Annotated in this window: 25 protein-coding genes and 1 pseudogene; 17 read left to right on the top strand and 9 right to left on the bottom strand. The window is 63.8% G+C overall.

What is annotated here, in order from left to right; all coding sequences use genetic code 11:
* The first annotated feature begins 41 nt into the window (after positions 1–41).
* Positions 42–638: a TetR/AcrR family transcriptional regulator gene (locus G6N35_RS18810; protein WP_163805615.1), complete on the top strand. Its 597-nt coding sequence runs from the start codon at positions 42–44 to the stop codon at positions 636–638.
* Positions 639–704: 66 nt separating this feature from the next.
* Here the strand turns inward: G6N35_RS18810 and G6N35_RS18805 are convergent, their stop codons facing one another.
* Complete coding sequence (locus G6N35_RS18805) at positions 705–1,382, bottom strand: class I SAM-dependent methyltransferase (RefSeq protein WP_246224369.1); 678 nt, start codon at positions 1,380–1,382, stop codon at positions 705–707.
* Between the two features lie 174 nt (positions 1,383–1,556).
* Between G6N35_RS18805 and G6N35_RS18800 the strand changes: the two genes are divergently transcribed.
* The 3 genes from G6N35_RS18800 to G6N35_RS18790 all read left to right on the top strand — a co-directional run bounded on the left by G6N35_RS18800 (position 1,557) and on the right by G6N35_RS18790 (position 3,974).
* Entirely contained in the window at positions 1,557–1,955 is a 399-nt protein-coding gene (locus tag G6N35_RS18800) for a VOC family protein (protein WP_163805614.1), read from the top strand.
* A gap of 96 nt (positions 1,956–2,051) precedes the next feature.
* A complete protein-coding gene (locus G6N35_RS18795) occupies positions 2,052–3,038 on the top strand; it encodes a nitronate monooxygenase (RefSeq protein WP_163805613.1) in 987 nt (328 codons plus the stop codon).
* 141 nt (positions 3,039–3,179) lie between these two features.
* Positions 3,180–3,974, top strand: coding sequence for an HAD family hydrolase (locus G6N35_RS18790; RefSeq protein WP_163805612.1), 795 nt, complete (start codon positions 3,180–3,182; stop codon positions 3,972–3,974).
* 38 nt (positions 3,975–4,012) lie between these two features.
* On the opposite strand, the gene G6N35_RS18785 is transcribed toward G6N35_RS18790, so the two are convergent.
* Positions 4,013–4,417, bottom strand: a complete 405-nt coding sequence (locus G6N35_RS18785) for a DUF1761 domain-containing protein (RefSeq protein WP_163805611.1) — start codon at positions 4,415–4,417, stop codon at positions 4,013–4,015.
* Positions 4,418–4,550: 133 nt separating this feature from the next.
* Between G6N35_RS18785 and G6N35_RS18780 the strand changes: the two genes are divergently transcribed.
* Positions 4,551–5,279: a hypothetical protein gene (locus G6N35_RS18780; RefSeq protein ID WP_163805610.1), complete on the top strand. Its 729-nt coding sequence runs from the start codon at positions 4,551–4,553 to the stop codon at positions 5,277–5,279.
* A gap of 37 nt (positions 5,280–5,316) precedes the next feature.
* Entirely contained in the window at positions 5,317–5,937 is a 621-nt protein-coding gene (locus G6N35_RS18775) for a winged helix-turn-helix transcriptional regulator (RefSeq protein WP_163805609.1), read from the top strand.
* Positions 5,938–6,076: 139 nt separating this feature from the next.
* On the opposite strand, the gene G6N35_RS18770 is transcribed toward G6N35_RS18775, so the two are convergent.
* Positions 6,077–6,490 carry a hypothetical protein gene (locus G6N35_RS18770; RefSeq protein ID WP_163805608.1) on the bottom strand — a complete coding sequence of 138 codons (414 nt, stop codon included), beginning with the start codon at positions 6,488–6,490 and terminating at the stop codon, positions 6,077–6,079.
* Between the two features lie 481 nt (positions 6,491–6,971).
* Between G6N35_RS18770 and G6N35_RS18765 the strand changes: the two genes are divergently transcribed.
* Positions 6,972–7,307: a DUF732 domain-containing protein gene (locus G6N35_RS18765; protein WP_163805607.1), complete on the top strand. Its 336-nt coding sequence runs from the start codon at positions 6,972–6,974 to the stop codon at positions 7,305–7,307.
* 74 nt (positions 7,308–7,381) lie between these two features.
* Here G6N35_RS18765 and G6N35_RS18760 read toward each other — a convergent pair whose 3' ends face one another.
* Both G6N35_RS18760 and ilvD read right to left on the bottom strand, forming a co-directional pair.
* Positions 7,382–7,687, bottom strand: coding sequence for a hypothetical protein (locus G6N35_RS18760; RefSeq protein WP_246224368.1), 306 nt, complete (start codon positions 7,685–7,687; stop codon positions 7,382–7,384).
* Between the two features lie 112 nt (positions 7,688–7,799).
* Positions 7,800–9,680, bottom strand: a complete 1,881-nt coding sequence (gene ilvD / locus G6N35_RS18755; protein ID WP_163805606.1) for a dihydroxy-acid dehydratase — start codon at positions 9,678–9,680, stop codon at positions 7,800–7,802.
* A gap of 76 nt (positions 9,681–9,756) precedes the next feature.
* Here ilvD and G6N35_RS18750 point away from each other — a divergent pair, with 76 nt between their 5' ends.
* Together G6N35_RS18750 and mraY are read left to right on the top strand one after the other, a co-directional pair.
* Positions 9,757–10,602, top strand: coding sequence for a helix-turn-helix transcriptional regulator (locus G6N35_RS18750; RefSeq protein WP_163805605.1), 846 nt, complete (start codon positions 9,757–9,759; stop codon positions 10,600–10,602).
* Between the two features lie 209 nt (positions 10,603–10,811).
* Positions 10,812–11,894 (top strand): phospho-N-acetylmuramoyl-pentapeptide-transferase, encoded by a 1,083-nt coding sequence (gene mraY / locus G6N35_RS18745; RefSeq protein ID WP_163805604.1) that lies wholly within the window; start codon positions 10,812–10,814, stop codon positions 11,892–11,894.
* Positions 11,895–11,999: 105 nt separating this feature from the next.
* On the opposite strand, the gene G6N35_RS18740 is transcribed toward mraY, so the two are convergent.
* Positions 12,000–12,398 (bottom strand): VOC family protein, encoded by a 399-nt coding sequence (locus G6N35_RS18740; RefSeq protein WP_163805603.1) that lies wholly within the window; start codon positions 12,396–12,398, stop codon positions 12,000–12,002.
* A gap of 761 nt (positions 12,399–13,159) precedes the next feature.
* Between G6N35_RS18740 and G6N35_RS18735 the strand changes: the two genes are divergently transcribed.
* The 3 genes and pseudogenes from G6N35_RS18735 (at position 13,160) to G6N35_RS18725 (ending at position 15,883) form a co-directional block, all read left to right on the top strand.
* Positions 13,160–13,948, top strand: a complete 789-nt coding sequence (locus G6N35_RS18735) for a maleylpyruvate isomerase family mycothiol-dependent enzyme (protein WP_163805602.1) — start codon at positions 13,160–13,162, stop codon at positions 13,946–13,948.
* Positions 13,945–14,358: a DUF7715 family protein gene (locus G6N35_RS18730; RefSeq protein ID WP_456093992.1), complete on the top strand. Its 414-nt coding sequence runs from the start codon at positions 13,945–13,947 to the stop codon at positions 14,356–14,358. The genes G6N35_RS18735 and G6N35_RS18730 overlap by 4 nt, the downstream gene beginning before the upstream one ends.
* Positions 14,359–14,600: 242 nt before the next feature.
* Positions 14,601–15,883: pseudogene (locus G6N35_RS18725) on the top strand (IS256 family transposase).
* 86 nt (positions 15,884–15,969) lie between these two features.
* Here the strand turns inward: G6N35_RS18725 and G6N35_RS18720 are convergent.
* Together G6N35_RS18720 and G6N35_RS18715 are read right to left on the bottom strand one after the other, a co-directional pair.
* Positions 15,970–17,340 (bottom strand): 13E12 repeat family protein, encoded by a 1,371-nt coding sequence (locus G6N35_RS18720; RefSeq protein ID WP_163805600.1) that lies wholly within the window; start codon positions 17,338–17,340, stop codon positions 15,970–15,972.
* Between the two features lie 124 nt (positions 17,341–17,464).
* Positions 17,465–18,721, bottom strand: coding sequence for an integrase core domain-containing protein (locus tag G6N35_RS18715; protein WP_163805599.1), 1,257 nt, complete (start codon positions 18,719–18,721; stop codon positions 17,465–17,467).
* A gap of 205 nt (positions 18,722–18,926) precedes the next feature.
* Between G6N35_RS18715 and G6N35_RS18710 the strand changes: the two genes are divergently transcribed.
* Positions 18,927–19,727, top strand: a complete 801-nt coding sequence (locus G6N35_RS18710; RefSeq protein ID WP_163805598.1) for an NlpC/P60 family protein — start codon at positions 18,927–18,929, stop codon at positions 19,725–19,727.
* A 27-nt stretch (positions 19,728–19,754) separates the two neighbouring features.
* On the opposite strand, the gene G6N35_RS18705 is transcribed toward G6N35_RS18710, so the two are convergent.
* Positions 19,755–20,387, bottom strand: coding sequence for a TetR/AcrR family transcriptional regulator (locus G6N35_RS18705; RefSeq protein WP_246224366.1), 633 nt, complete (start codon positions 20,385–20,387; stop codon positions 19,755–19,757).
* 205 nt (positions 20,388–20,592) lie between these two features.
* Here G6N35_RS18705 and G6N35_RS18700 point away from each other — a divergent pair, with 205 nt between their 5' ends.
* From G6N35_RS18700 to G6N35_RS18685, 4 genes are all read left to right on the top strand, one after another.
* Positions 20,593–21,039: an MmpS family transport accessory protein gene (locus G6N35_RS18700; protein ID WP_163805596.1), complete on the top strand. Its 447-nt coding sequence runs from the start codon at positions 20,593–20,595 to the stop codon at positions 21,037–21,039.
* Entirely contained in the window at positions 21,036–23,903 is a 2,868-nt protein-coding gene (locus G6N35_RS18695) for an MMPL/RND family transporter (RefSeq protein ID WP_163805595.1), read from the top strand. The genes G6N35_RS18700 and G6N35_RS18695 overlap by 4 nt, the downstream gene beginning before the upstream one ends.
* Positions 23,900–24,238 (top strand): DUF732 domain-containing protein, encoded by a 339-nt coding sequence (locus tag G6N35_RS18690; protein WP_246224365.1) that lies wholly within the window; start codon positions 23,900–23,902, stop codon positions 24,236–24,238. The genes G6N35_RS18695 and G6N35_RS18690 overlap by 4 nt, the downstream gene beginning before the upstream one ends.
* A 114-nt stretch (positions 24,239–24,352) precedes the next feature.
* Positions 24,353–25,015: a cyclase family protein gene (locus G6N35_RS18685; RefSeq protein WP_163805594.1), complete on the top strand. Its 663-nt coding sequence runs from the start codon at positions 24,353–24,355 to the stop codon at positions 25,013–25,015.
* Positions 25,016–25,215: the final 200 nt, after the last annotated feature.

Raw genomic sequence — 25,215 nt, 5'->3', positions numbered from 1 at the left:
ATTCATACGGACAGTAAGTGATCACTTACAGGAGGTCAATCATGGCGGCTACCCCCACCCGTGAACGGCTGGTCACCGAAGCGATGAAGCTGTTCAGCGAGCGGGGTTTCGAAGCCACCAGCGTCTCGCAGATCGAAGCCGCCGCGGGTCTGTCCGCCGGCTCGGGCGCCCTGTATCGGCACTTCAAATCCAAGGATGCACTGCTGGCGGCGGGCATCGACCGACAGTTGGACCGCCGCGCAGCGATGCAGGACATCCGCGCACTCTTCGGTGGCCTCGGGGATCTGCACAGCGAACTGACCGTGCTCGGCCGCTACCTGCTGACCGTCATCGACCAAGAAAGCGAACTGCTGCGGATCGCCGCGCGCACCCCCACCGGGCTCTGCGAGCGCCTCGACAACGCCTACGCAGCCCTGATCGACGGACTACGCGACGAACTGACCGGATGGATCCGAACGTGGGCACCGGCCGCCGCACCGAAACAGGCCCGCATGCTGGCCAGACTCGGAATCAACAGCCTCCTCGGCGAACGCACCGCCACCCACCTCTTCCACCACACACCCACTGCCACAAGCGACGCACCGTACCTACGGGAATGGACCGAAACCCTCGCAGCACGCGTCAACTCATTGGGTTGACTGGGCGCGGAGTCCCGTCTCGTGCGGTGACGGAGCCAGTCGCGCGTCCATCGACCGACGGAACAGTCAGTTGTCTCGTTGTCCCACAACGACTACCGCCTCCCCGCTGACCTGATCAGCGGGGAGGCGCAGGTCAGCGACGAGACGCAAACCCACCTGTTGCAGCAGGAAGATGAGTTGTTCTGGTCGCCATTGGTACGTCGTCCACTGGACCGGTACTCCGTTGTAGGCCTGCGTGCGCACGACGTCTTCATCACCGACGTGGGTCGCGATGATCAGCTGCCCGCTCGGGCGTAACGCTTCAGCGAAGCTGGCCAAGACGGTGGGCAGGATGTGGCGTGGCAGGTTGAACAGGGACCACCAGCCCAGGATGCCGCCCAGCGAACCCGAAGCAAGGTCGAGGTCGGTCACCGAGCCGACGGTGAAGGTGCAGTGCGGATAAAGCCGTCGAGCGTGATCGATCATGCGGGGCGACAGGTCGACACCGGTGACCTCCACGCCCCGCTCGGCGAGATAGGCCGTGACCGTTCCTGGCCCGCAACCAGCGTCCAGCACACGACCGACCGGCGCGACGGTGTCGGCGAAAACATCCACAGCCGCTTTCAGCCACGGCTGGGCGTGGATGTCCCCAACACCGGTGCTCTTCACCATCTCGACGTAGTTGTCAGCCGCACGGTCATACGATTCACGAACCGTATCGAGATCATCGGGTTGCGGGTTTGGTCCCAGACTCACCGCAGCCACGATAACCAAGGGTCGGTCCGCCACCGGCGATGACCTCATCGCGACACCCACCAGGCCGCGAGATCGATGACGTGCGGCCGGAAGCGGGTCGATCCACACCGGACGCCGCACGGCGCCGCCGCGACGCGCGCTAGAAATCACTTCCTGATGAGTGCGGGCGGGGATACTCGGCGGGTGCTCGGTCATCTCGGTATCAACGTGCCCAACCTCACCGCCGCTCAGCAGTACTACGCGGCGCTGCTGCCGCTTGTTGGTTTCGAACCATTCCTCACCGCCGACGACCAGTTCGCCTTCAGACCCGCCAACGGCAAACCCGGAACCTATCTGTTCTTCTATCCCTCCGCCACGGACGGCGACTACTCACCAGACCGAACCGGGCTACAACATCTCGCCTTCGTCGTTCCAGGACGCTCCCATGTCGAGGCCGTACATGACGTCGCCGTCAGCCACAGCAACACCGTCCTCTACGCCCCTCAGCACTTCCCCCAGTACCCCGGCCACTATTACGCCACCTTCTGGTTAGACCCCTTCGGCCTCAAGCTCGAAGCCGTCTGCCACCACGACCGCGACTAGAGGCAACACCGTGTCGAGCGACAACTCACAGCAGCCACCCGGCGCCGAACGCTGAAGGTTCCCACCGTGCAAGGGCAGCCATCCTATGGTGATCGAGTGGATCTGCTGGATCGCTGGAAGGTCGACGTGCCCGTCGCACAAGCGGGAATGAGCAACATGGCAACGCCGGCTCTTGCCGCTGCCGTCGCCCGCGCCGGCGGATTGGGCACCATCGGTATGTGCGCGCCCGCGAAGTTGACCGCTGCAATTGACGTGGTTCGCCAAGAAGCTCCAGACCGGGCCGTCGCCGTCAACCTGCTGATGCCTTTTGCCAAACCGACTCACGTCGACGTGTGCATCAAGCACCGCATCGACGTGGCCGTCATCGCCTTTGGTGGGGACGCCAGCCTTGTCGCTCACTTACAAGCCGCCGGCATCGCTGTAATCGTGTTGGTCGGAACCGAGTCCCAGGCACGCACCGCGTTGGATGTGTGGAGTGCAGACGGCGTGATCGCCCAAGGCAACGAAGCCGGTGGACATCTCACAGGCCACACACCGGCCCGCTCGCTCCTGCCGACCGCGCTCGCCGTAGCGGGTGACCGGCCGGTGCTCCTGGCTGGAGGGATAGCGGATGGCTCAGATACCCGGGCCGCTATGGACGCTGGAGCAGCGGGAGTCGTTGCCGGGACCCGCTTCCTGCTCACCCACGAGTCCGGCGCACATCCGGCCTACCAGCAGCGACTTCTGCACTCCGACAAGACAATCGCTACGACACTGTTTGGCCTCAGCTGGCCCGTACGTCATCGGGTAGTGCCGAATGAGGCAACACGACGGTGGTGTCGTCCGGATGGAACCGCGCGACGGCTGCCGTCGATGCTCAACGCCAAGAGCTCTGCACTCGCCCGCATCGGACCGCAAGACGCAGACGACCGAGCAATCTTGAGACTCCAGCGAGCCTCACTTCCCATCTTCACCCCAGCGGCCCCGACAAAAGACGTGCCCGATCACTGGATTGAGCGCTCAGCACTCTACGGCGGCGACTCCGCCCAGCGGATACGTTCCGTGATCAGCGCGGCCGACGCACTGACCTCACTACGTAGCTGACTCACACCGCGTTTGTTGGTTCGTGAGACCGGGGACCGCTCGCATGCCGTCTCAGCTGCGTACGATCGGCGGCCTACCTAGGATCATTGTGTTGTGGCATCAGAAGATGAGCCGGCGCTTTTCGCCTCAGGGCGCCCGACGATGGTAGTTCTGGACATCGACGGCACCTTGCACGCGGGATCGGATGCCCAACGTCGAGCACACCGGCGCATCAGCGTGGCCGTCCGCGCTGCCGTGCGCACCATCGTCGAGAGTGGCGCTCACGTGGTGCTGTCCACCGGCCGTTTGTCCACCGCGACCCTGCCTTTCCTGCAGGAACTGGAGATCTCCGTGGGCTTCGCGGTCTGTTCCAACGGCGCTGTGCTTATCGACACCGCGACCGGACTCCTCATCGAACAGGTGGTGTTCCCACTAGCCGCGCCGATCGCGCATCTACACGATCGGCTTCCTGGCGCAGTGTTCGTAGCCGAGAACCCCGGCGTCGGGGTGTGGACCACTGGTCTGGTCGACGACGCCGATACCCATTATGGCGCTGTCACACTGGTTGAGATCGACCAGTTGGCGGCCGCCTGGACAACCCGGCTGGCCGTGCACTGGCCCGGACACAGCGGCTCCGAGCTGGCTGAAGCTCTATCCAACAATGTGATTCCAAACGTCCAGTGTTGTTGCTACACCGATGAGCCGTTGGCCGATGTCACTGCCGTGGGGGTTACGAAGGCTGCGATGCTGGAACGGCTCCGCGTGAAATTGGGCGTCGGCGCGTCGCAGACGTTGGCAGTCGGCGACGGCGTCAACGACATCGAGATGCTCATCTGGGCGGCCCACGGTGTAGCTATGGGCAACTCGCCCGCTTCGGTCCAGGCGATCGCCGACGAGATCTGCCCCTCAGCCGCTGACGACGGTGTGGCCACCCTACTGTCGAGATGGTTCCCCTGAACGGGATGCGTCTCCGGTGCGCCCACGATTGGGAGTCATCAGAAAAGTGCGATCGCCAGCGTCATGGTCAAGAACAGTGCGAGTTGGTAGGCGCAGTTGATGACGGTCAGCCTGGGCGGCTTGAGTTCAAATGCGTTGTGCTGGAGCAGGGTTGTCACCGAGAAAGCCAACCAGGCTACGACGCCGACGAGGATCGCGAGCCACGCAGAGTGAACACCGGTGGCAATAGACGCCACCTCGAATGCCAGTGCAAGCCCTACCGCCGTCAGCGCGTTGGCCAGGACCAACTGGACCATGTTTCGTGTGCTGGACGCCTTGGACTGCTCCGGGGTGATGCCGGTCAGAGACCACCATGCGGCGGCAAACAGCTTCCCGTACCACAGCCCGGCGACTGCCGTCCCCGCAACGAGTGCGACCACGACACCAAGCCAGTTCATCTGCATCCCACCACTCCTCCTAGGACCATGTTGCTGCCGCCGATCCCGGCTCCATCCGCTGCGCTCCGCCCACGCCGACATGATCACGTGTAATCTACAAGTCCACAATCAAAAATGAAGCTAGCATGTGAGGGCGGTCATGAGCGAGCTACTCAACAAGGTTCTCGACGCCTACGGCGGCGTGGACCGCTGGCGGGCCCTCACCACGATCACCGCGCGTGGCCGCGTGGGTGGGCTGCTGCCCCAACGTTTCCCCGGCAACAAGTTGTCGAACTTCACCGTCGAGGTCTCCCCTGCCGAGCAGCGCACCGTTCTCCACGACTTCCCGCAGCCCGGCCGCCTTGGCGTGTTCGACCGCGGCCAGGCGCGCATCGAAACAGCAGACGGAGAGGTGATCGATTTCCGAACCAATCCCCGCACTGCCTTCTTTGGCCTCAGCGGGCTGCGCCGCAACGTTCGATGGGATCGTTCGGACACCACTTACTTTGCCGGGTATGCGTTCTGGAACTATCTCACCTCACCGCTGCTGCTGACCTACCCGGGCATCATCGTCACCGAGGGACGCCCGTGTCAGATAGCCGGCCGCCGGTGGCGAGAGCTGCAGGCAACGTTTCCTGGCACCATCCACACCCACTGCCGCCAGCAGACCTTCTACGTCGATGACGACGGCCTCATCGGCCGCCACGACTTTCGCGCCGAACCAGTCGGTACCTGGGCCAACGCCACGCTGTTGTGCAGCCAGTACCGCACCATCGATGGACTGGTGTTTCCGACCCAGCGGCGCGTGCTCGCACGCGGGCCGCGACACAGCGTCATGTCGTTGCCGACCCTATTGGCACTCGACTTCGACGAGATAAACGTCCACTAGCGAAGCCGAAGAACGGGCAGGAAGGGTTGGTCACTGGATGAGGTCATACGGTCAGTACTGCGGCCTCGCGCGCGCACTCGATGTCGTGGGAAACCGGTGGAGCCTGCTCATCGTGCGTGAACTCCTCACCGGCCCAGCACGCTACAACCAACTCCACGCCGGGCTTCCCGGCATCTCCACCAATCTGCTCACCGACCGCCTGCGTGAACTCGAAGACGCTGGAGTTGTCCAACGCCAGCTCGACCACACCAGCAACGGCGTCGCTTACGCACTCACAATCTGGGGACACGAACTCCGCAGCACCGTGGCAGCACTGGTGAACTGGAGCAAGCCCCTCATGGCCACCGGCCCCCAAAACGACAGCTTCCAACCCCACTGGCTTGTCGTAGCCCTCGAGTCACTCCGCGGCCCAATTCAATCCGAAACCCCGGCCGCAGTAGGTATCGAGGTCGACGGCACAACCCTGAGCGTCCACATCGACGAAACCGGCACCCACATCAGCCCCTGTGCCGACCAACAATCCAAGACCGTGCTACGCGCTGAACCCACGGTCATACTGGGCCTCGCCGCCGGAATGCTCACCACCCAACAAGCGATCACCGCCGGACACCTCACCGGTGACAAACACGACCTTGCCGCGGTATTCGACCCGCGCTGACAGACATCACCACGACACGACCGAATCGCTGCACCTGGCACGGCTGGGCTGTTTCGGTTGAGACAGCGAGTGATCAGCCTCGTTTCTAGAAGTGCAGAAAGACTTCCAAGCTTCGTCGCCATTTCAGCCGGCGGCTTGGCTAGCTGTCGTCGATGAGGACGTTGATGATGTCGGTTCCTTTGCCCGGCTGGCTTTCTCGGGTGAGGACCCGGATAGGTATGGCGCCTGTTCGGCTGAGTGGCACGTGATGGTGGTAGTCCGCGACTTCCAGGATGCTGCCGAAGGTCAGTTCGGGCTGCGGAAAATTCAGCGGGGCGTCAAAGATGAGTCGCCCCAGCCCGGTGATGTCGGCGCCTCGGTAGACGTAGATGTCGACGGTGCGATTAGCGTGCTCGTCCTGGTCGTCAGCGAAGGTAAAGACGTTGACGCTCGATTCATCCGCGATGAACTCCACGGGGTAGTCGTCGAGTTCTGGAACCTCGTTCCAGCCCAATGCAACGAAAGAAATCTGGCGATAGTCGGGGATCATGGTGGCTTGGGGCGAGGAGTTCATTCCCGATCATCCCTGCCATCAGCGTCGTCCTTTCCAGTTCAGTGAGGTTTGGGGTGGTGCTGGCTGCTTTTCTTCTTCTTTTTGTCCTGATCGCGGTTCTTGTGCCCTGATGATCCTTGGTCGTCGTGAGTGCGGTTCTCGCGAGTGGATATCGTCCCTGCTTTCTGAACGGCGGTCAGGCGTGACGGTTAGTCACGGTAGCCGCCCGGTCTGCCTGGATCGCTCGCTGCTGCGCCGGGTTGGAGGGCCGCAGTTGTGGCTGTCTGGTGAGCAGGTCGCGTTGGGCACAGTCGCGGCAGCTGATCGGACCGGAGCGATTGCTGCAGTCGAATGTGGTGTCGTAGCCTCTCACAGGTAATTGTCAGCGGCATGTCTGGGACGGGGTATGGGAATGCGTATAGGCGCGTTATGGTGCGGTATCGGAGTCACGGCAGTGAGCTTGGTCGGTTGCGGGCCGGCAAACGAGCAACATCCTGCGACGGTGTCGACGGTCACGGTTACCTCCACCAGTCCGTCTGCCACCGAGTCGGCTACCGCCGCGCCGACGTCCACAACACGACCCGGCGACATAACCGACCAAGACCGGGTGTTCCTAGCCCAGCTGCAGTCGTCGTCACAATGGTCATTCTTTTCCACCGTCGAGCGTGGCAGCCTGTTCGACTCGGCACACATGGCGTGCAACAAGTTCGATACCGTCGGCAAGGTTGGCACCTTGCAGTGGATGCTCAAGGCTGGTTTCAACATTGATCAGGCGACCCCTTTTTTGGTCGCCGCGGCAATGGCCTACTGCCCGAAGAATCTATCTGGCGTCCAGTAGTTCGGCCCCAAATGGTCTGAACTCGCCCCTCCCGAAGGCTCGCGGGGAGATCTCGACGTTGTTTGGCGGCCAGCTCAGCGCCTGGTGTCGGGGCGTGGGTCGATAACTTCGGCCAATACGTACAGTTGCGGGGCAACCTTTTTGACCACGTACGACGACGGGACGAGTCTTCCTGTGGCGTCGCGGGTTTCGGCCGGACTAAACATGCCGACGGTCTCGGCGGTCGGCGTGGCGCGGTTGATGGTCAGGTAGCCGTTGGTGTGGGCCAGCATCACCGTGTCGGCCGGAGTGCGTACGAACGTGGTGACCATCCGCACCCCACCGGCGCTGTTGATGCGGGCCACCGTGCGGGTACCGGTGCCGGTGTTCTCGGCCAGCATGTCGAACCCGGCACCGCGATCGGGGTCAACAAAACAACACGCGCAGGCGGAAAAGCACGTAACGGCACCCAACTCCCTACGAACGAGACAGGAATTGAGCTGCCTCGAATCTTTAGATTTGAGACGGTGTAGCCGCCGCGGAGCCGACGTGGATGAGCGATGGGTCGCGGATGGCGCCGCGGTCAGCAGAGGTGACCAAGGCGGCGTAGGCGTGCAGGGCGGTCGAGACGGTGCGGACACGGTGTCGGGGTTTGTGACCTTCACCGGCCGCGAGGGCTCGACGGCGCGCTGCCAGCTCCGCTGGGTCGACCCGCAGATCGATGGTCCGGTTGAGGACGTCGATGTCGACGAGGTCGCCGCCGTGGATCAATGCAATGCTGCCGCCGGCGGCGGCCTCGGGAGAGACGTGTCCGATCGACAAGCCGGAGCTGCCCCCGGAGAAGCGGCCGTCGGTGACCAGCGCACACTCTCGATCCAACCCGCGGCCCTTGAGAAACGCAGTGGGGTAGAGCATTTCTTGCATGCCGGGTCCGCCGCGGGGCCCCTCATAACGCACCACGAGCACGTCCCCTGGACGTACCCCACCGGCCAGGATGACCTCGACGGCTTCCTCTTGGGAATCGACGACGACCGCTGGGCCGATGAAACGCAGCATCGTCGGTGCAACACCGGCGGTCTTCACCACACACCCGCCCTCGGCCAGACTGCCCCTTAGCACGGCGAGTCCACCGTCTGCAGTGTAGGCATGAGCGACGTCTCGAATGCACCCGTCGTGAGCATCGGTATCCAGTGAATCCCACTGTGCTGCTTGAGAGAACGCCTCGGACGACCGCTGTCGGCCGGGTGCGGCACCGAACAACTCCACGGCATGCGCGGTGGCGGTGCCGCCGCGGATGTCCCAGTCGTTCAACCATTCCGATAGCGAAGTCGCGTGCACCGCCCACACCCGCTCGTCGAGCAGCCCACCTCGACGCAGCTCACCCAGCAGTGCCGGGATGCCACCGGCGCGGTGCACGTCCTGCATCAAGTGGGGGCCGTTGGGGGCGACCTTGCACAGGCACCCGACCCGCCGAGAGATCTCATCGACGTCGTCCAGGGTGAAGTCCAGGCCGGCCTCATGGGCAGCGGCCAGTAGGTGCAGGACGGTGTTGGTCGACCCACCCATCGCGACGTCCATGGCCATCGCGTTGCCGAACGCCGCCCGACTGGCCACCCGCCGCGGCAGCACCCGATCGTCGTCGGTGTCGTACCACCGCCGCGCCAGCTCCACCACCAGCGCTCCACTGCGCTCATACAGACCGCGTCGCGCGACGTGGGTGGCCAATGTCGACCCGTTACCGGGCAGAGCCAAACCAAGGGCCTCGACCAGACAATTCATCGAGTTGGCCGTAAACATCCCCGAACACGACCCGCACGTCGGGCAGGCCGCTTCCTCCAGGCGCGTTAAGTCCTCGTCACTGACCCCGGCATCGGCGGCACCAGCCATCGAATCGATCAGATGCAACCCATCGCGCCGAGTTCCATCGCTCAGGGTCGCCGACCCGCCCTCCATCGGCCCGCCCGAGACGAACACCGTCGGGATATCGAGGCGCAAGGCGGCCATCAGCATCCCCGGCGTGATCTTGTCGCAGTTGGAGATGCACACCAGCGCGTCGGCGCAGTGGGCTTGGACCATGTACTCCACCGAGTCGGCTATCAGCTCACGCGAGGGCAGCGAGTACAGCATGCCCGCGTGTCCCATCGCGATCCCGTCGTCCACGGCAATGGTGTTGAACTCTCGCGCGATCCCGCCGGCGGCATGGATCGCCCCGGACACGATTCGTCCGACCGGCTGCAGGTGGGTGTGTCCGGGCACGAACTCGGTGAAGCTGTTGGCGACCGCAACGATCGGTTTGCCGAAGTCGTCGCGGGCGACCCCTGTTGCGCGAAGCAGGGCACGAGCACCTGCAGCGTTGCGGCCATGAGTGACGGTGCGGGAGCGAAGTTCAGGCATCCCACCAGCCTGGTCGAACGCTGCAGTGCCGGGAAGACGCGCGGACTACTAGTAGTGGCAGTACTAGTGTCTTGCTATGGCTGATGGGGCCGAGCGTCGCGCCGAGATGGGGGCGTTCCTGCGAGCCCGCCGCGAGCAGATGCCGCGTGAGGCACATGGACTGCCGGTGCTCCCACGGGGACGCACCACCGGGCTGCGCCGCGAAGAGGTGTCCTACCTGTGCGGGGTGAGCGTCACCTGGTACACCTGGCTGGAGCAGGGCCGGCCAATCACCCCCTCACGCCACGTGCTCGACGCCGTCGCCTCCGCGCTGCAGCTCAGCGTTCCTGAGCACCGCTACCTGCTCGAACTGGGCGGCTACAGCCCCCAGCGGCCCGGTCCAGAACACCGTGCCGAGTCCGTACCGGAGCATCTGCAACGCCTTCTCGACGACATCAGCCACCCGGCCTACGCGCTCGCTGCGGACTGGTCGATCGCGGCATGGAACATCGCCTACGCCGCGCTGTACCCCACCATCGCACACACCGACACCGAGAACCGCAACCTGCTGTGGCTGGTGTTTACCGACCCCAGCGTCCGCGAGCTGCTCGACGATTGGGATCTGACCAGCAGCCGCTTTCTGGCCGAGTTTCGCGCCGAAACCGCCGCACGAATTGGTGATTCACGCATTACCTCCCTCGTCGACCGATTGCGCACCATCAGCCCCGAGTTCCGACGGGCCTGGGACGGGCACCCCGTCGCCGGGTTCCAGTCCAGAGAACGGATATTTCACCACCCCACCGCTGGACGGGTACGGCTCGAACACCACCAGCTGCGTCCCACCGACAGACCCGAACTCCAGCTCATCGTCTACACCCCGCTAGATGAACACAGCCGTCGCCGACTGGCCAACGCACGCCCCGCGGACAGCGCCATTGAATGAGACAGGATGCGAGCCGTCCCAAATCTCCACATGCGAGACGGCCGGACGATTTTGTTAGGTACTAAACAACTCGGGCACAGGCACCGCCGCGCCGGGGCGCTGTGGGTGGGGCCTCGGAAGATGCTGCGCGATACTGGCGCGGTGGGGGCTTGGGTTTCGATGTCGCGCTGTGATCGACAGATCTGCGGGCGAAAGACCCTCATAGCCCGATGAAATCGATACTTGTCGCCGCCGGTATAGCCCTGGTGGTCGCCGCTCTACTGACTCCGGTGTTGATCCGGACATTCTCCCGGCTTGGGTTGGGACAACCCATTCGCGCCGAGGCCCCGAAGAGCCACCAACGCAAGCAGGGAACGCCCACGATGGGCGGGCTGGCGATCGTCACCGCGATCTGGGTCAGCTACCTGACCAGCACCCTTTTCGACGAACTCGCGCTCGGCGGTGAGGGGCCGACGGCATCAGGGCTACTCGTTCTCGGACTAGCAACCGCACTAGGTGTTGTCGGTTTCACCGACGATTACCTCAAAGTGCGGCGAGGCCGGAACCTCGGCTTGACCAAGCGAGCCAAGAGCGCCGGCCAGCTCGCCGCGGCCATCCTCTTCGGCGTTCTCGCACTGCAGTTCCGCAACGCGGACGGGTTAACCCCTGGCAGCCCCGCGCTGTCCTACGTCCGCGACATCGCAGCATTCGCACTGCCGCCGGTGGTGTTCGTGCTGTTCTGCATCATGGTGGTTTCTGCCTGGTCGAACGCGGTGAACCTCACTGACGGACTCGACGGGCTGGCCGCGGGTGCCATGGCCATGGTCACCGCCGCCTACGTCATCATCACATTCTGGCAGTTCCGAAACCAATGCGCTGAGGCCGCCACACCCGGGTGCTACCACGTCCGAGACCCACTCGACCTGGCACTCGTCGCCGCCGCGACCGCCGGAGCCTGCATCGGCTTTTTATGGTGGAACGCAGCACCCGCCAAGATCATCATGGGTGACACCGGTTCTCTGACCCTGGGCGGCATCATCGCCGGACTGTCGGTGACCAGCCGCACCGAAATTCTGGCCATCATCCTGGGCGCGCTGTTCGTCGCCGAAGTCAGCTCCGTGGTAATTCAGGTCATCTCATTCCGTAGTACTGGCCGACGCGTGTTCCGGAACTCACCGCTGCACCACCACTTCGAACTCATGGACTGGCCGGAAACCGCGCTAACCATCCGGTTCTGGCTAATCGCTGCCATCTCCTGCGGACTCGGAATCGCGCTCTTCTACAGCGAATGGCTGGCAGCCGCCGGGATCTAAGCCCACCACGTCAGCGTCGATCGGCGCACCGGCACTATGCGAGACAGGACATGAGACGTCCACTATCTCTAGATCTGAGACATGTCGGGGCTCGTTGGATCGGATCTAGTCGCGATCGTGGTGGCAGACCGCTTCTAACTTCAGTCCAAACGGGTCCAGCCAGAAGGTGGCGTAGTAGTGCCCGGGGTACTGCGGGAAGTGCTGGGGAGGGTAGACGATGGTGTTCCCGCTGCCGCTCGCGAACTCGTGTACGGCATCGACGAGCGATCGATTGCGGACCATGAAAGCTAAGTGCTGCAGCCCTGTTCGGTCTGATGAGTAGGCGCCAGCTACAGCGGATGGGTAGAAGAATAGGTATGTGCCGGGTTTGCTGTTGGCTGGTCGGAAAGCGAACTCATCGTCGGTATCAAGGAATAGTTCGAAGCCGACAAGGGGCATCAGCGCCGTGTAGTAGCGCTTCGCCGCGGCGAGATCGGGCATGTTGACACCGAGGTGACCCAGCATCGGACGAGTATCCCCGCCGTAGTGGGACAGCATCTGAGCGGCCCACAATCTCTAGATAGGAGCTACGTGGTGCTGAACAAGCATGTTCTCTAAAAGGAGGGGCGACACAACTATTGTTGCTGGTGTTGCCACCAGCAAGAAGGCGACAGAACTCCGGGAGGCGAGTGGTATGGGAGAGCAAGGTCAGAAGCGCTGGGCGACAGTGTTGTTCAGTCTTTTCTATGACCGCAGACTCAGTCGGAGGGCCGCAAGACTGTACTACTGGATAGCGGCACTCGTATTCGCTGGTCTTGCCGTGTGGGTGCTCACTCCCTATGCGCCCTTTACTCCTGACAGTGCCGGAATGTCAGCATCCATGAAGATTCTGACGACAGGTCTGGGGTCAGTAATCCTCTTCGGGTTATCATTCGTGCACGTGGTCTTGGCGAGACGCGTGAGCGCGGATTCGCGCTAAGCGTCAGCGGACAAGCACTATCCGTCAACTGGATTCACGCCAGACCCCTAGACAGCGCCAGGGCCGGACTGGCCAGGCTGATCCTTGGGAAAGTCTTCGCTTCGATCACGTTGTCCGACCCCTCGACCAGCTCCGGCCCCACGGGTGCGGACTGGTGAGACAAGATCTGACCCACCTCGTTTATGTAATTCGAGATAGCCGCGAGCGTCCCGAAGGCGTTGCCGACCGACGAGCGCGCCAACGCAGCACCCCTTAGGATTTACTTAATTATCTCTTAATTTCCTTACTTTCTGTGTAGGGTCCTCCCATGAACTTCCGCGAGGAACAGCGGGGCGACGGCACGTGCGCGCAACACAGCCATAAATCCCGGCTGTTACCCACCCCCGATGCCACAACCGCGTACCGCATCGTTTACGAGCGTCTTGACGCTCTGCTCCGCGGGCGTGGCGACGTGGAATCGCTACCGGTACCGGCGTGTCCGGGCTGGAGCATCCGCGAGACGGTCGCGCACCTTGTTGGCGTTGCGCAGGATGTTGTGTCGCTCAACGTGGAAGACAAAGCCGCCGACTCTTGGACCCAAGCGCAGGTCGAACGCCTAGCCGGGCACAGCCTCGACGACCTGCTCGACCAGTGGGGACACACGATTGATTCAGTGGCCTCGACCTTGGCCATGGCGCCAGAGCTTTCGGCGGGCCAACTGGTCTTCGACGCTCTCACCCATGAGCACGACATCCGAGCCGTACTCAGTGAATCAGGTTCGCGTACAGGCGATCTCACCTTCCAGGTCGCCCTCGGTTTCGTCACCACCATGGGAGATCAATTCATCCGCCAAGGACGATTGCCGACCCTTGAACTGACCACTCCCACGATCGGAACCGTCCAGCTCGGCCCACCGGACAGTGGACGCGGTCAACTCGCCCTTCAACTCTCCGATTTCGAAGCCCTCCGATCCTTTGGTGGCCGGCGTAGTGTCCGCCAACTGTTGGCGCTGCCCTGGCGCGGCGATCCCGCCCCTGTGCTCCCGGCTTTCACCAAGCTACTTCCGGCCTTCACCAACGACGGTGTGCGCCCCCCATCCCGCGACCTCTTCGAATGACATCCACGATGAAAGTCCTTGTCGCCAAGCGGCCCACGCCGCCACGCCAACACCACGACGCATGGTCAGCCATACGCGAAGAAATCGTCGTGGCACCATTCGTGTGCCCCGACCACGACTGCATCTGCACCCGTGTACACCAGGGCATCGTGTCGCACGGCTACTCCACCAAGGCTGAAGTACGAGACGTCGACACGACATCAGAGGCCCTAGTCTCGGCCTGCAGGTTCCACCTCGACTTCAGTCAATGGGCCGCCGTCGTCGAGGACCCGGCCGAACTGGAGCTCCTAGCCGCCGACCTCATCGACACCATGGTTCAAACCGCATCCCAACACCCCACCGGCACCGTGCTGCACATGACGTTTGACCGTCCCACCTCGACCTGGCTCTACACGACGGTGACGACGTGAGACAGAAACCGCACCCCCCACCTTCTCCCTATCCGAAACAGCAACACCTCCGCATTACCCCCGCACGCACCATCGCGATTCACTTCTCTGTGTCACTCGACGACAGGTAACCAGCGATACACAATTCCTTGCGCACCGGGTCTTGCAGGACGACGACAGTGCCTTCTGGATCCTCGGGGACTGTGGAAATAACGGTGTTTCCGGCACTGACACGCTGAGCGTTGCTCGGCGAGAAAGGTGCCGTGATGACGACACTGGAAGATGTGGCGAAGGAGAAGGCGGCTGAGCAGTCCGCGGAGCAGAAGGCTGCGGTCGAGTTGGTTCGGCTGGCCCAGGAACAGGGCCTGTCGCTGACCGGGCCCGACGGGTTGCTCAAGCAGTTGACCAAGACGGTCCTGGAGACCGCTCTCAATGAGGAGATGACCGAGCACCTCGGTTATGAGAAGCACGACCCGCCCGAGGCGGGGTCGGGCAATGTCCGCAACGGCACCCGCACCAAGACGGTGCTGACCGACACCACCGGCCCGGTCGAACTCGACGTGCCCCGCGATCGGGCATCCACGTTCGAGCCCCAGATCGTCAAGAAGCGCCAACGCCGACTATCCGGTGTCGACGAGGTGGTCTTGTCCTTGTATGCCAAAGGGCTTACCACAGGCGAGATTTCAGCACACTTCGCAGAGATTTACGGGGCGTCGGTCTCCAAGGAGACGATCAGCCGGATCACGGACAAAGTACTGGAGGAGATGAACGACTGGGCGGTGCGGCCACTGGATGAAACCTACGCCGCGATCTTCATCGACGCGATCGTGGTCAAGGTCCGCGACGGCCAGGTCGCCAACCGGCCGTTCTACGCAGCTATCGGGGTCACCTTGGCCGGGGAACGCGACATCCTCGGATTGTGGGCCGGGACCGGCGGAGAAGGCGCGAAGTTCTGGATGAGCGTACTGACCGATCTACGCAACCGGGGCATCAAGGACACCTTCTTCGTCGTCTGCGACGGGCTGAAGGGGCTGCCGGAGGTGGTGGGCAACGTGTGGCCGCAGGCGATCGTGCAGACCTGCATCATCCACCTGCTGCGCAACACATTTCGGCTCGCCTCCCGTAAATACTGGGATGAGATCAAGCGTGATGTGAAACCGATCTACACCGCAGTCAACGCGGCCGCGGCCCGCGCGGCGTTCGACGAGCTGACCGAGAAATGGGGACAGCGCTACCCGGCGGTGATCCGGTTGTGGGACAACGCCTGGGACGAGTTCATCCCCTTTCTGGACTACGACGTAGAGATCCGGCGGGTGATCTGCTCGACGAACGCGATCGAGTCGCTCAACGCCCGCTACGCCGCGCGATCAAGGCCCGCGGGCACTTCCCGTCCGAGCAGGCCGCACTCAAATGCCTGTATCTGGTCACCCGATCGCTGGACCCGACCGGTGCCGGCAGGGCACGATGGACGATGCGGTGGAAACCTGCCCTGAATGCGTTCGCAATTACCTTCAGCGACCGATTCCCGGCAGCCGAAACCTACTGATGAAAACCGCCGGAAACACCGTTAGCGAGATAGTCCCGGATGAACCCCGGCTTCGGCCGGGGTTTTTCTGTTGAAGGCTCCGGCGATCACGGCGGGTCGGTGTCGTCTGCGGCGTCGGTTCGCTTGAGGATGTGGTGGGGGTTGAAGTAGTAGTTGCGGGGTGGTCGGCGGCGGGTGTTTCGTCGGCTCGGCCGCCATTCGATTCCTCTGTTGCTGAGGGTGACCGTGTATCCGCCCTTTTCCAGGATGCGGTTGTCAGGCCCGGACATCAGTGACAGCTTGTCGATGTCCGTGGGCCCGTTGTGCGGTGCGGCCCACTTGATGTTGTGGTTGACCTCGCAATGGTCGAACGGGGTGATCGATCCCGGCCGCGTGCTCCCGCCGTCGCGGGCGAACAGCATCAGACGCTGGGCGGCAGTCGCGATGCGCTTGGACCGGCCTTCGTTGAGCTGCAACGACTTTGCACCGTGGAAGATGGCCAGATAGGGGTGGGCCTGCTTGGCGTCGAGCAGGGCGACGACATCGGAGATGGGCAGCATCGACCCGCTGGAGGTCAACGCGTGGCCGGCGCGGGCTTCGAGGTCAGCCAAGTCGGCGCGGATGATGAGTTTGACCGGTAGCCCGCGGTGGGTGCCGAGGACGTCAGAGGCCAGGAACGCGGTGAGTAAGGCCTGCAGCCCGTCATGGTGGCGCTGCGCGGGCGTGCGCTTGTCGGCGGTGATCTGGTCTTCGGTGGTCTCCGAGCCCACGGTGGTGGGGTTCTCGGGAAGGTTGTGCCCCGGGGCGGCTTCTTTCTTCAGGGCCGCTTCCCAGGTGGCCCGCATTGCCGGGGTCAGCCAGCCCGCGAGCCGGCTCATGCCGTCCGCGCCTTGCCTGCCGATGACAATGCCGCGCTTCTTGGCACGGTCGGCGTCGCTGAACTGACCATCTTGGTTCCAGCAGTAGAGCTGTTTGGTGACCAGGGTGCGTAGTTCTTCGGGCGTGAACGCCGCGGCCAGCTCGGCGAGGTTGGCTTCGGCCTCGGCGATCTCGTGCGGGTCGACACCGGCGGGGATCCGGGCGGCGAAGTCAGCCATCACCGCGACATGCGCTTCGGTGATCAGCCCGTCAGCCTGGGCGGCGGCCGTGGCCGGCAGTTCGGGTCCGAGTGGTTGGCCCGTCAGCGACGTCCGTGTACCGAGTGCTCTGGCGTGATCCACCCGGCGGCGCGCCTCCGCCGAGGACAGCAGCAGCAGATCGCGCAACCACACCGCCCAGGTCGGCGCGTCGCCGAGCTCAGCAGGGGTGCTCTGGCGCTGCAGCGCGGCCAGCAGCCGATGCTCGATAGCGGGCAGCGCATTACGCACCCGCTGCAGTGACTCCAGCGCCGCCACCATCTCGCGCGGGCTCAGAGCCTCCACATCACAGGCCGTCAACCCGGACAACGCGTCGAGCAGGTCACCACACGCACCCGGCACACCCGCGTCGGCGGTGCACCTGTGATGTCTCAGGACATTGGTGACAGTTCTGCCTCAGGACATCGGTGACGGTTGGTGTGTCAGGACATCGGTGACGGTTGGTGTGTCAGGAGATCGGTGATGTTCATCGGTCTTGTCGTGGGCCGCGGGGTTTTCCATTGCCGACGTATCGCACGCCGGGTGCCGGACGGGTGTGCTCGATGAGGACTTCGCCGTCGAGGTCGGCCACGGTGATGTGGTCACCGTCGGTGACGACCAGGACGTGTTCATAGGCGAGCCGTCCGTCGACCTTGTAGTAGACCCCGGCGAGCATGAATGTGCCGGAGGTGTTCAGCGTCATCACCCGCGTCCCGGCGGGGAGGTCCTGTGGAGGCGGCGCGGGCCGTTTTCGCTTCGGTGCCGGTGCGGTGAACAACGGCTTGTCGGGCTTGGGGCGTGGGGGTTGGGCCTTGGCGGTGGCCTCCCATGCCGTACGGGGCGTGACGCGCCCGGGTAGACCCTGATGAGGGCGCTGGTTGTTGTAGATGTCGTCGAAGGCATCGACGTGGGCCTGCAATTCGGCCAGCGTCACCGCCAGCGGCTGTTTGTCCAGGTAGCGGAACAGGGTCTGGTGGAAGCGTTCGTTCTTGCCCTGGGTGGTCGGCTTATAGGGCTTGCCGGTGATCGCCTCCACACCGAGGCGCCCGATGTGTTCAACGAGCTTGCCCAGGTATCCGCGCCGCGAGGGGTTGAGCGCTATTCCGTTGTCCGACAGCAGCTTTTGGGGCACACCGTGGGTGGCGACAGCTTTGTCGAACACCGTGATCGCCGCGTCGGCAGTCTCGCTCCAGGCCACGTGGGAGGCCACCGCGTAGCGGGAGTGGTCGTCGATGAGTTGGAAGATCACGCACTGGCGTCCGCGGGTCAGGACGTATCCGGTGGCGTCGAGCTGCCAGCACGCATTCGGGGCCGGATAGACGAACCGGCGCCACGCCGAGCGCGGCTTCTTCTTCGGCTCGGCCTTGGCCACACCGGCTTGGCGGAAGATCCGGGCCAACGAGGCGACCGAGGGCACGGGGTCCAGGCCCAGAGCCCGCATCTTGTCGTGCACGCTAATCGGTCCGTGGTCCAAACCGGAGGCCTGCAGCGCAGCACGCACCGAAATGGCCTGCTCCTTGACCTCGCCGGTCAACGTCGACGGGCTCGACCTCGGCCGTCGGGACCTAGGCTCGAGCACCGCGGCTGGTCCGTCGGCCTTCGCGCGTTTGCGCAACTCGTAGAACGACTTGCGGGAAATGCCATGCTCGGCGCAGAACGTCGAGACCGCCCCGCGAGGTGCGTCATCGGGCCACTGCGAGATCGCCAGACGGACACGAGGATCGATGGGTTCATTGACAGCCACCGCCCGAGCCTCGGGGCACAAGTGTCACCACCAAGACCACCCAAACCGTCACCGATGTCCTGATACAGAACTGTCACCGATGTCCTGAGAGATGACACGTCGGCGGTGCACCCCAGATTCATCCTTCGAACATACATTCGACCACCGACAAATCTCGGGGACGGATGTGCAGCCTTCGGCCGGGGCCTTCTGTTGTACTGCTCTGGTGATTCGCTTCGCCGTGTCAGCCGTCGTGGCTGCGTTGGTCTTGGGATCGCTATCGGCGACCGCCGAGGCGGAACCCGCTGCGTATGACTACGCCTTCACGTGCAACCGCACCTCTCTGACGGCCGACTTCGCGCAGCGGGACGGGTTACCGCAAACCGATGCCGATCCGGCGGGCTGGTATGTCGAGCGCAATGGTCGCTACCCGAACGGTGGCTGGGGACCTGCGGCGGCGGTGTTCCCCGCGGTGAATGTGCCCGTCGATGCCGGGTGCGATGACGCCACCTGGAAGCGTGAGCGCATCGTGGCGACGGCGTTGCGCTACCTCAACGTGCCAGGTAACCCGCTGGGGTTGCAGTACCGGCACCACCACATTCCCGCGTGGGATCCGCCGGCGTCCACCGCGCCGCCCGCGGTGCAGAATGCCGATGATGCCGACGGGCAGTCGCTGGAGACCTGGGGGCCCGGCCGCGGGCTGGACTGCTCGAACTTCACTGCCTGGATCTACAACTACGGCCTGGGCATCAAGTTCGGTGGCGATGTGGGCAAGCAGTATGCGGGCACGGCCGGCCCGATGGGCGAATCGATTCCGGCGCAGGGACCGTTCGAGCCGGGCGATTTGGTGTTCCTGCACCCGAACGGCAACCCCGATAAGGCCTCGCACGTGGTGGTCTTCCTCGACGACCAGCATGTGATCGACAGCCGGCTCGACGCGCAGGGACTGGCCGGCGTCCAGGTTCGTGACCGCACCGGCTGGTATCGCACCGCGGTGCTGGGCGCGTGGCGACCGATCCCGGGGTGAGGTTGCCGGGCGGTCCGCACCACAGCACTACTCGCTGATCGATCCGACTCCCGATTCGTTGTCGCCCCCCGACTCCCCACCTTTCAGCAGCGGCAACAACACCCGATCGACGACGGCCTCGACCGTGGCGTCGGTCGGTGGCCGGTCCGACACCAGGGACCGGAACACCAGATATCCCGGTAGCAGATCGTGGATCTCTTCGGTGAGCGCCGACTCCTTAATCTCGCCGCGCCTGACGGCCTCGGCAAAGGCGCCATTGAGCACCATCTTTCGTTGCAGCACGAATTTCTCCTGCATCACGTCTTGCAGGGCCGGGTTGTGCGACATCTCGTTGAGCACCGCCCGCAAGGTGCGCATGTGCTCCTGGGTGTGCTTACAACAGGTGCGCCCGATCTCCAGCAGATCACCTCGCAGTGACCCGGTGCGAGGCGCGGTTGCGTCGGCGCGGGTTCCTTCGACGAGGGCCGCCAGCACCAGGTCGGCCTTGGACGGCCAGCGCCGGTAGACGGTGGCCTTGCTGGCCTTCGCCTTGGCGGCCACCGCGTCGACGGTCAGGCGGTCATATCCGTGTTCCTGCAGCAGTTCCAACGTGATCGCCAGCAGTTGCGCCTCGCGTTCGCTCCACGGACAGCCCGCCGAGTCGTCGCAGTGCTCGGTCACCACCGCGCTCCTTTCCGATCTGCCGCTCCGGGAATACCCGGGTAACGGTACGGCGTTGCCCCTCATCAACGGCAAGAGCAGGCTTTTCGTCCGCCGTCAACCAGTTGCAACCATGCGTACGGTACCGTACCGTTCTCCTGGTGTGGCGATCTCAGCGCGGAGATCGAGGCGGTTTCGCCGCCGGGGGTAGTCGAAAGGCTGTGGCTTGAAGAGAATCTCGGTGGGCAAGTTTGCGCGCCAGCAGTGGATACCCATCGTGGCAGTCCTCGTGGCCGCGCTCGTCGCCTTCTCGGTAGATCGTCTGCACGGCATCTTCGGCTCCAACAACGAGATCTCCCGGGCCGGATCCGAGGCCCTGGAAAACACCGGATACAACCCCAAGCACGTGCTGTTCGAGGTCTACGGAACACCCGGTTCGGTGGCCACCATCAACTACCTCGATATCCACGCACAGCCCCAACGCGTGACCGACGTGACGCTGCCGTGGTCGGTGAATCTGACGACTGATGATCCGACCATGTACGCCGACCTGCGAGCACAAGGTGACGGCGACACCATCGGATGCCGGATCACCGTCAACGGGATCGTCAAGGACGAAAGGTCGTCGGACAACGTGAACGGATACATCGCCTGCCTGGACAAGACGGCATGAGTCAACACAGCACCGAGACCGCGGTCGACGGACCGCTGGTCGCACGGTGGATCCGGCGGCTGGCGTTGCCCATCGTGCTGGCGTGGGTCGCCATCGCGGCGATCACCAACGCCGCGGTGCCCCAGCTGGAGGTCGTCGGTTGGGAACGGTCAGTGGGCCTGAACGCCCCAGACGCCCCCGGCATCCTGGCCATGCGGCACATCGGCCAGGTCTTCCGCGAATTCGATTCCGACAGTGCGGCAATGCTGGTGCTCGAAGGTCAGCAGCCGCTGGGCCCGGAAGCCCACACCTACTACGACGGCCTGGTGAAGAAGCTCCAGGCCGACACCGCACACGTCGAACACGTCCAGGACTTCTGGGGCGATCCGCTCACTGCGGGCGGCTCGCAGAGCAAGGACGGTAAGGCGGCCCTCACCCAGATCTACCTCCGCGGAAACCAGGGTGAGGCACTGTCCAACGAATCCGTCGACGCGGTACGCAAGATCGTCGCCGACACACCTCCCCCGCCCGGCCTGAAGGCTTACGTCACCGGCGCCTCACCCCTGGTGACCGACAACTTCGAAGTGGGTAGCGCCGGCACTCATGAGGTCACCGCAATCACCTTCCTGGTCATCGCGATCATGCTGCTGTTCGTCTACCGCTCGCTGGTCACCATGCTCATCGTGTTGGTGACCGTCGCCGTCGAGCTGTCCGCGGCCCGCGGCGTGGTCGCGCTCCTGGCCCACTCCGGGGTCATCGGACTGTCCACTTACTCCACGAATCTCCTTACCCTGCTTGCCATTGCCGCCGGCACCGACTACGCGATCTTCGTCGTCGGCCGCTATCAAGAGGCTCGCAGCAACGGAATGGACCGCATATCGGCCTACTACGACATGTGGCGCGGCACGGTCCACGTCATCGTGGGTTCAGGTCTCACGATCGCCGGCGCGGTGGCGTGTATGTCGTTCGCCCGGCTGCCGTACTTCCAAACCCTCGGCATCCCCGCGGCCCTCGGAGTGGTGGTGACCTTGGTCGCCGCGCTGACGTTGGGCCCTGCGGTCCTGCTGATCGCAACCCGCTTCGGGTTGATGGAACCCAAGGGACAGTTGCGCGCTCGGGGCTGGCGCCGGATCGGCACCGCGATCGTGCGCTGGCCCGGACCCATCCTGGTGGTGACGTGCGGCCTGGCACTCATCGGGGTGTTCGTCCTGCCCAGCTATCAGACGAGCTATGACAACCGGCCCTACATCCCGACCAGTGCCCCCGGCGTCGTCGGCATGGAGGCCGCCGAACGGCACTTCACCCAGGCGCGGATCAACCCCGAGTTGCTGATGATCGAGACCGATCACGACATGCGCAACCCTGCCGACATGCTGATCCTGGAGCGCGCCGCCAAGGCAGTGCTGCATACCCCCGGTGTCGCGCTGGTGCAGTCGATCACCCGGCCGCTTGGTACGCCAATCACGCACAGTTCCATTCCGTTTCAGATCAGTGCGTCCAGCGCGAGCCAGATCATGAACCTCGGTTACCAGAAGGACCGAGCCCAGGATCTGCTCAAGCAGGCCGACGACATCGACAACACCATCAACGTGCTCAAGCAGCAGCTCGCGCTGCAGCAGCAGAGCGCGGCTGTCACCCACGAGCAGACCGAGGCGTTCCACGACACCGTTGCGACCATGAACGAACTGCGTGACAAGCTGGCCAACTTCGACGACCAGTTCCGTCCGCTGCGCAACTACTTCTATTGGGAGCCGCACTGCTTCGACATCCCGATGTGTTCGGCGCTGCGTGACGTCTTCGATTCGTTGGACGGCATCTCCGAGTTGTCCGACAAGTTCACCAACATCACGGCCAGCCTGGACAAGCTCGATGCGCTCCAACCCCAGCTGGTCGCGCTGATCCCGCCGCAGATCGCCATCCAGGAACGCAATCGTGAACTGACACTGTCGAATTACGCCACCACCGGTGGCACCAACGCGCAGAGCGAAGAGGCACTGCAGAATGCCACCGCCATGGGGCAGGCGTTCGACGACGCCAAGAACGACGACACGTTCTACCTACCCCCGGAGGCGTTCGACAACGCCGACTTCAAGCGCGGCCTCAAGCTGTTCCTCTCGCCAGATGGCAAGGCTGCCAGGTTCATCGTCACCCACCAGGGCAACCCGGCCGACCCTCAGGCCATCCCGCACATCGATGCCATGAAGAATGCGGTGTTCGACGCACTCAAGGCGACTCCGATGTCGGACGCCAAGATTTACGTGGCCGGAATTGGCTCGACCAACAAGGACATTCAGGAGGGTATGAAGTACGACCTGCTGATCTCCGCGCTGGCCGCGTTGGCGCTGATCCTGCTGATCATGATGTTCGTGACTCGCAGTATCGTCGCCGCTCTGGTGATCGTCGGTACTGTCGCGATCTCGCTGGGCGCATCAGTGGGGCTGTCAGTGTTGTTGTGGCAGTACATCTTGGGAATCCATTTGTTCTGGATTGTGGTGCCGCTCGCGATCGTTCTACTGCTCGCGGTGGGCGCCGACTACAACCTGCTGCTGGTCTCGCGGTTCAAAGAGGAGATCCACGCCGGGTTGAACACCGGCATCATCCGGTCGATGGCTGGAACCGGCCGAGTGGTCACCGCCGCCGGCCTGGTGTTCTCCGCCACCATGGCCTCGTTCATCTTCAGCGACCTGGTGGTCCTAGGACAGATCGGAACCACGATCGGCCTGGGTCTGTTGTTCGACACGCTCATCGTGCGCTCGTTCATGACACCGTCGATCGCCGCCCTGCTCGGCAAATGGTTCTGGTGGCCGGTGAATGTGCGTCAACGTCCTGTCCCGACGCCGTGGCCGACGCCCGTTCAGAAGTCACCGGACGAGGTGCTGGCGTGAAGCGTGCGTTACTGATTCTGATGCTATGCGCTGCAGTGGGATTCGCAGCTGTGGCGCGCGCAGATCCGCCGGCCGGCGGTGACCCGGACACCAATTTCGCCGCGCAACTGCACACGGTCGGCATCTATGGTGCGCGTGACTACAACGCCTGGATCGGCAAGATCATGTGCGAGCGGATGTATAAGAACCTGGACGCCACCGCCACGCAGACGGCGACTTTTGTGCGCAACCAGCTCGACTCCAACAGCAGCACCGAGCAGGTCTGGCAGTTCGTGGGATTGGCTGTCGACTATTACTGTCCCGACAAGCGTGCGGTGCTGGACCACGCGGCTTGACGCCCGAATCCGAGCTTGGCGGACAGGAAATTGGTTGTCACCGCACCCGCGCAACCCTAGGCTTCCGACGTCGAATTCGGCGGACCCATCCGTCGGCGCCGGAAGGAGAAGTGGTTGATCGTCGATCTGTCGCACACCATTCGTGCCGGACTCATCACCTATCCGGGATTACCCGGCCCGTCGATCATGCCGCACCTCACCCGCGAGGCCTCCCGTGAAATCTATGGGCCGGGAACCGAATTCGCGATGGACGTGATCACCATGATCGGCAACACCGGAACCTACCTGGATTCGCCGTTCCACCGCTTCGAACATGGAGGTGACTTGGCGAGCCTGGACCTCAACACCCTGGTCGATCTCCCGGCCGTCGTCATCCACCACCGCAAGCCGACCCGGGTCGTCGGAGTCAAGGACATGCCCGAGGACATCGCGGCTGGCTCGGCCGTGCTGATCGACACCGGTTGGGACCGGCATTTCGGCACCGAGGTCTATGCTGCGGATGCCCCGTATCTCACCGAGGCTGCGGCCCGCCGCCTGGCGGATGCTGGCGTGGTTCTGGTCGGCATCGACTCCGTCAACATCGACGACATCAGTGCGGATTCCGGTGGCTGCCGTCCAGTTCATACTGTGTTGCTGGACAACGGTATTCACGTCGTCGAGCATCTCACCAACCTGGCACAGCTGCCCGAGCGAGGAGCGCGATTCACCGCAGCGCCGCCCCGTATCGAGGGATTCGGCACCTTCCCCGTGCGCGCCTATGCGAGCGTCCCGGACTGATTCCGAAGAACGCCGAGCTGATCGAGCGCTACTACCACCCTGAATTCGTGATGTACTCCGACGGGTCGTGGGTGGAGACCGCCGACCGGGTCGCCGTCCGGATGTGGATCACCACGTCGCGCCCGGGTGAGAAGCCAGAACTACTGACGCCACGGTCAATGCCGCGCCCGCCCGGGCGCGTGACTTCCGGACAGGTACCT

Source organism: Mycolicibacterium anyangense (genome assembly GCF_010731855.1).
Lineage (GTDB): Bacteria > Actinomycetota > Actinomycetes > Mycobacteriales > Mycobacteriaceae > Mycobacterium > Mycobacterium anyangense.
This window is presented reverse-complemented; position numbering and strand designations above follow the sequence as displayed.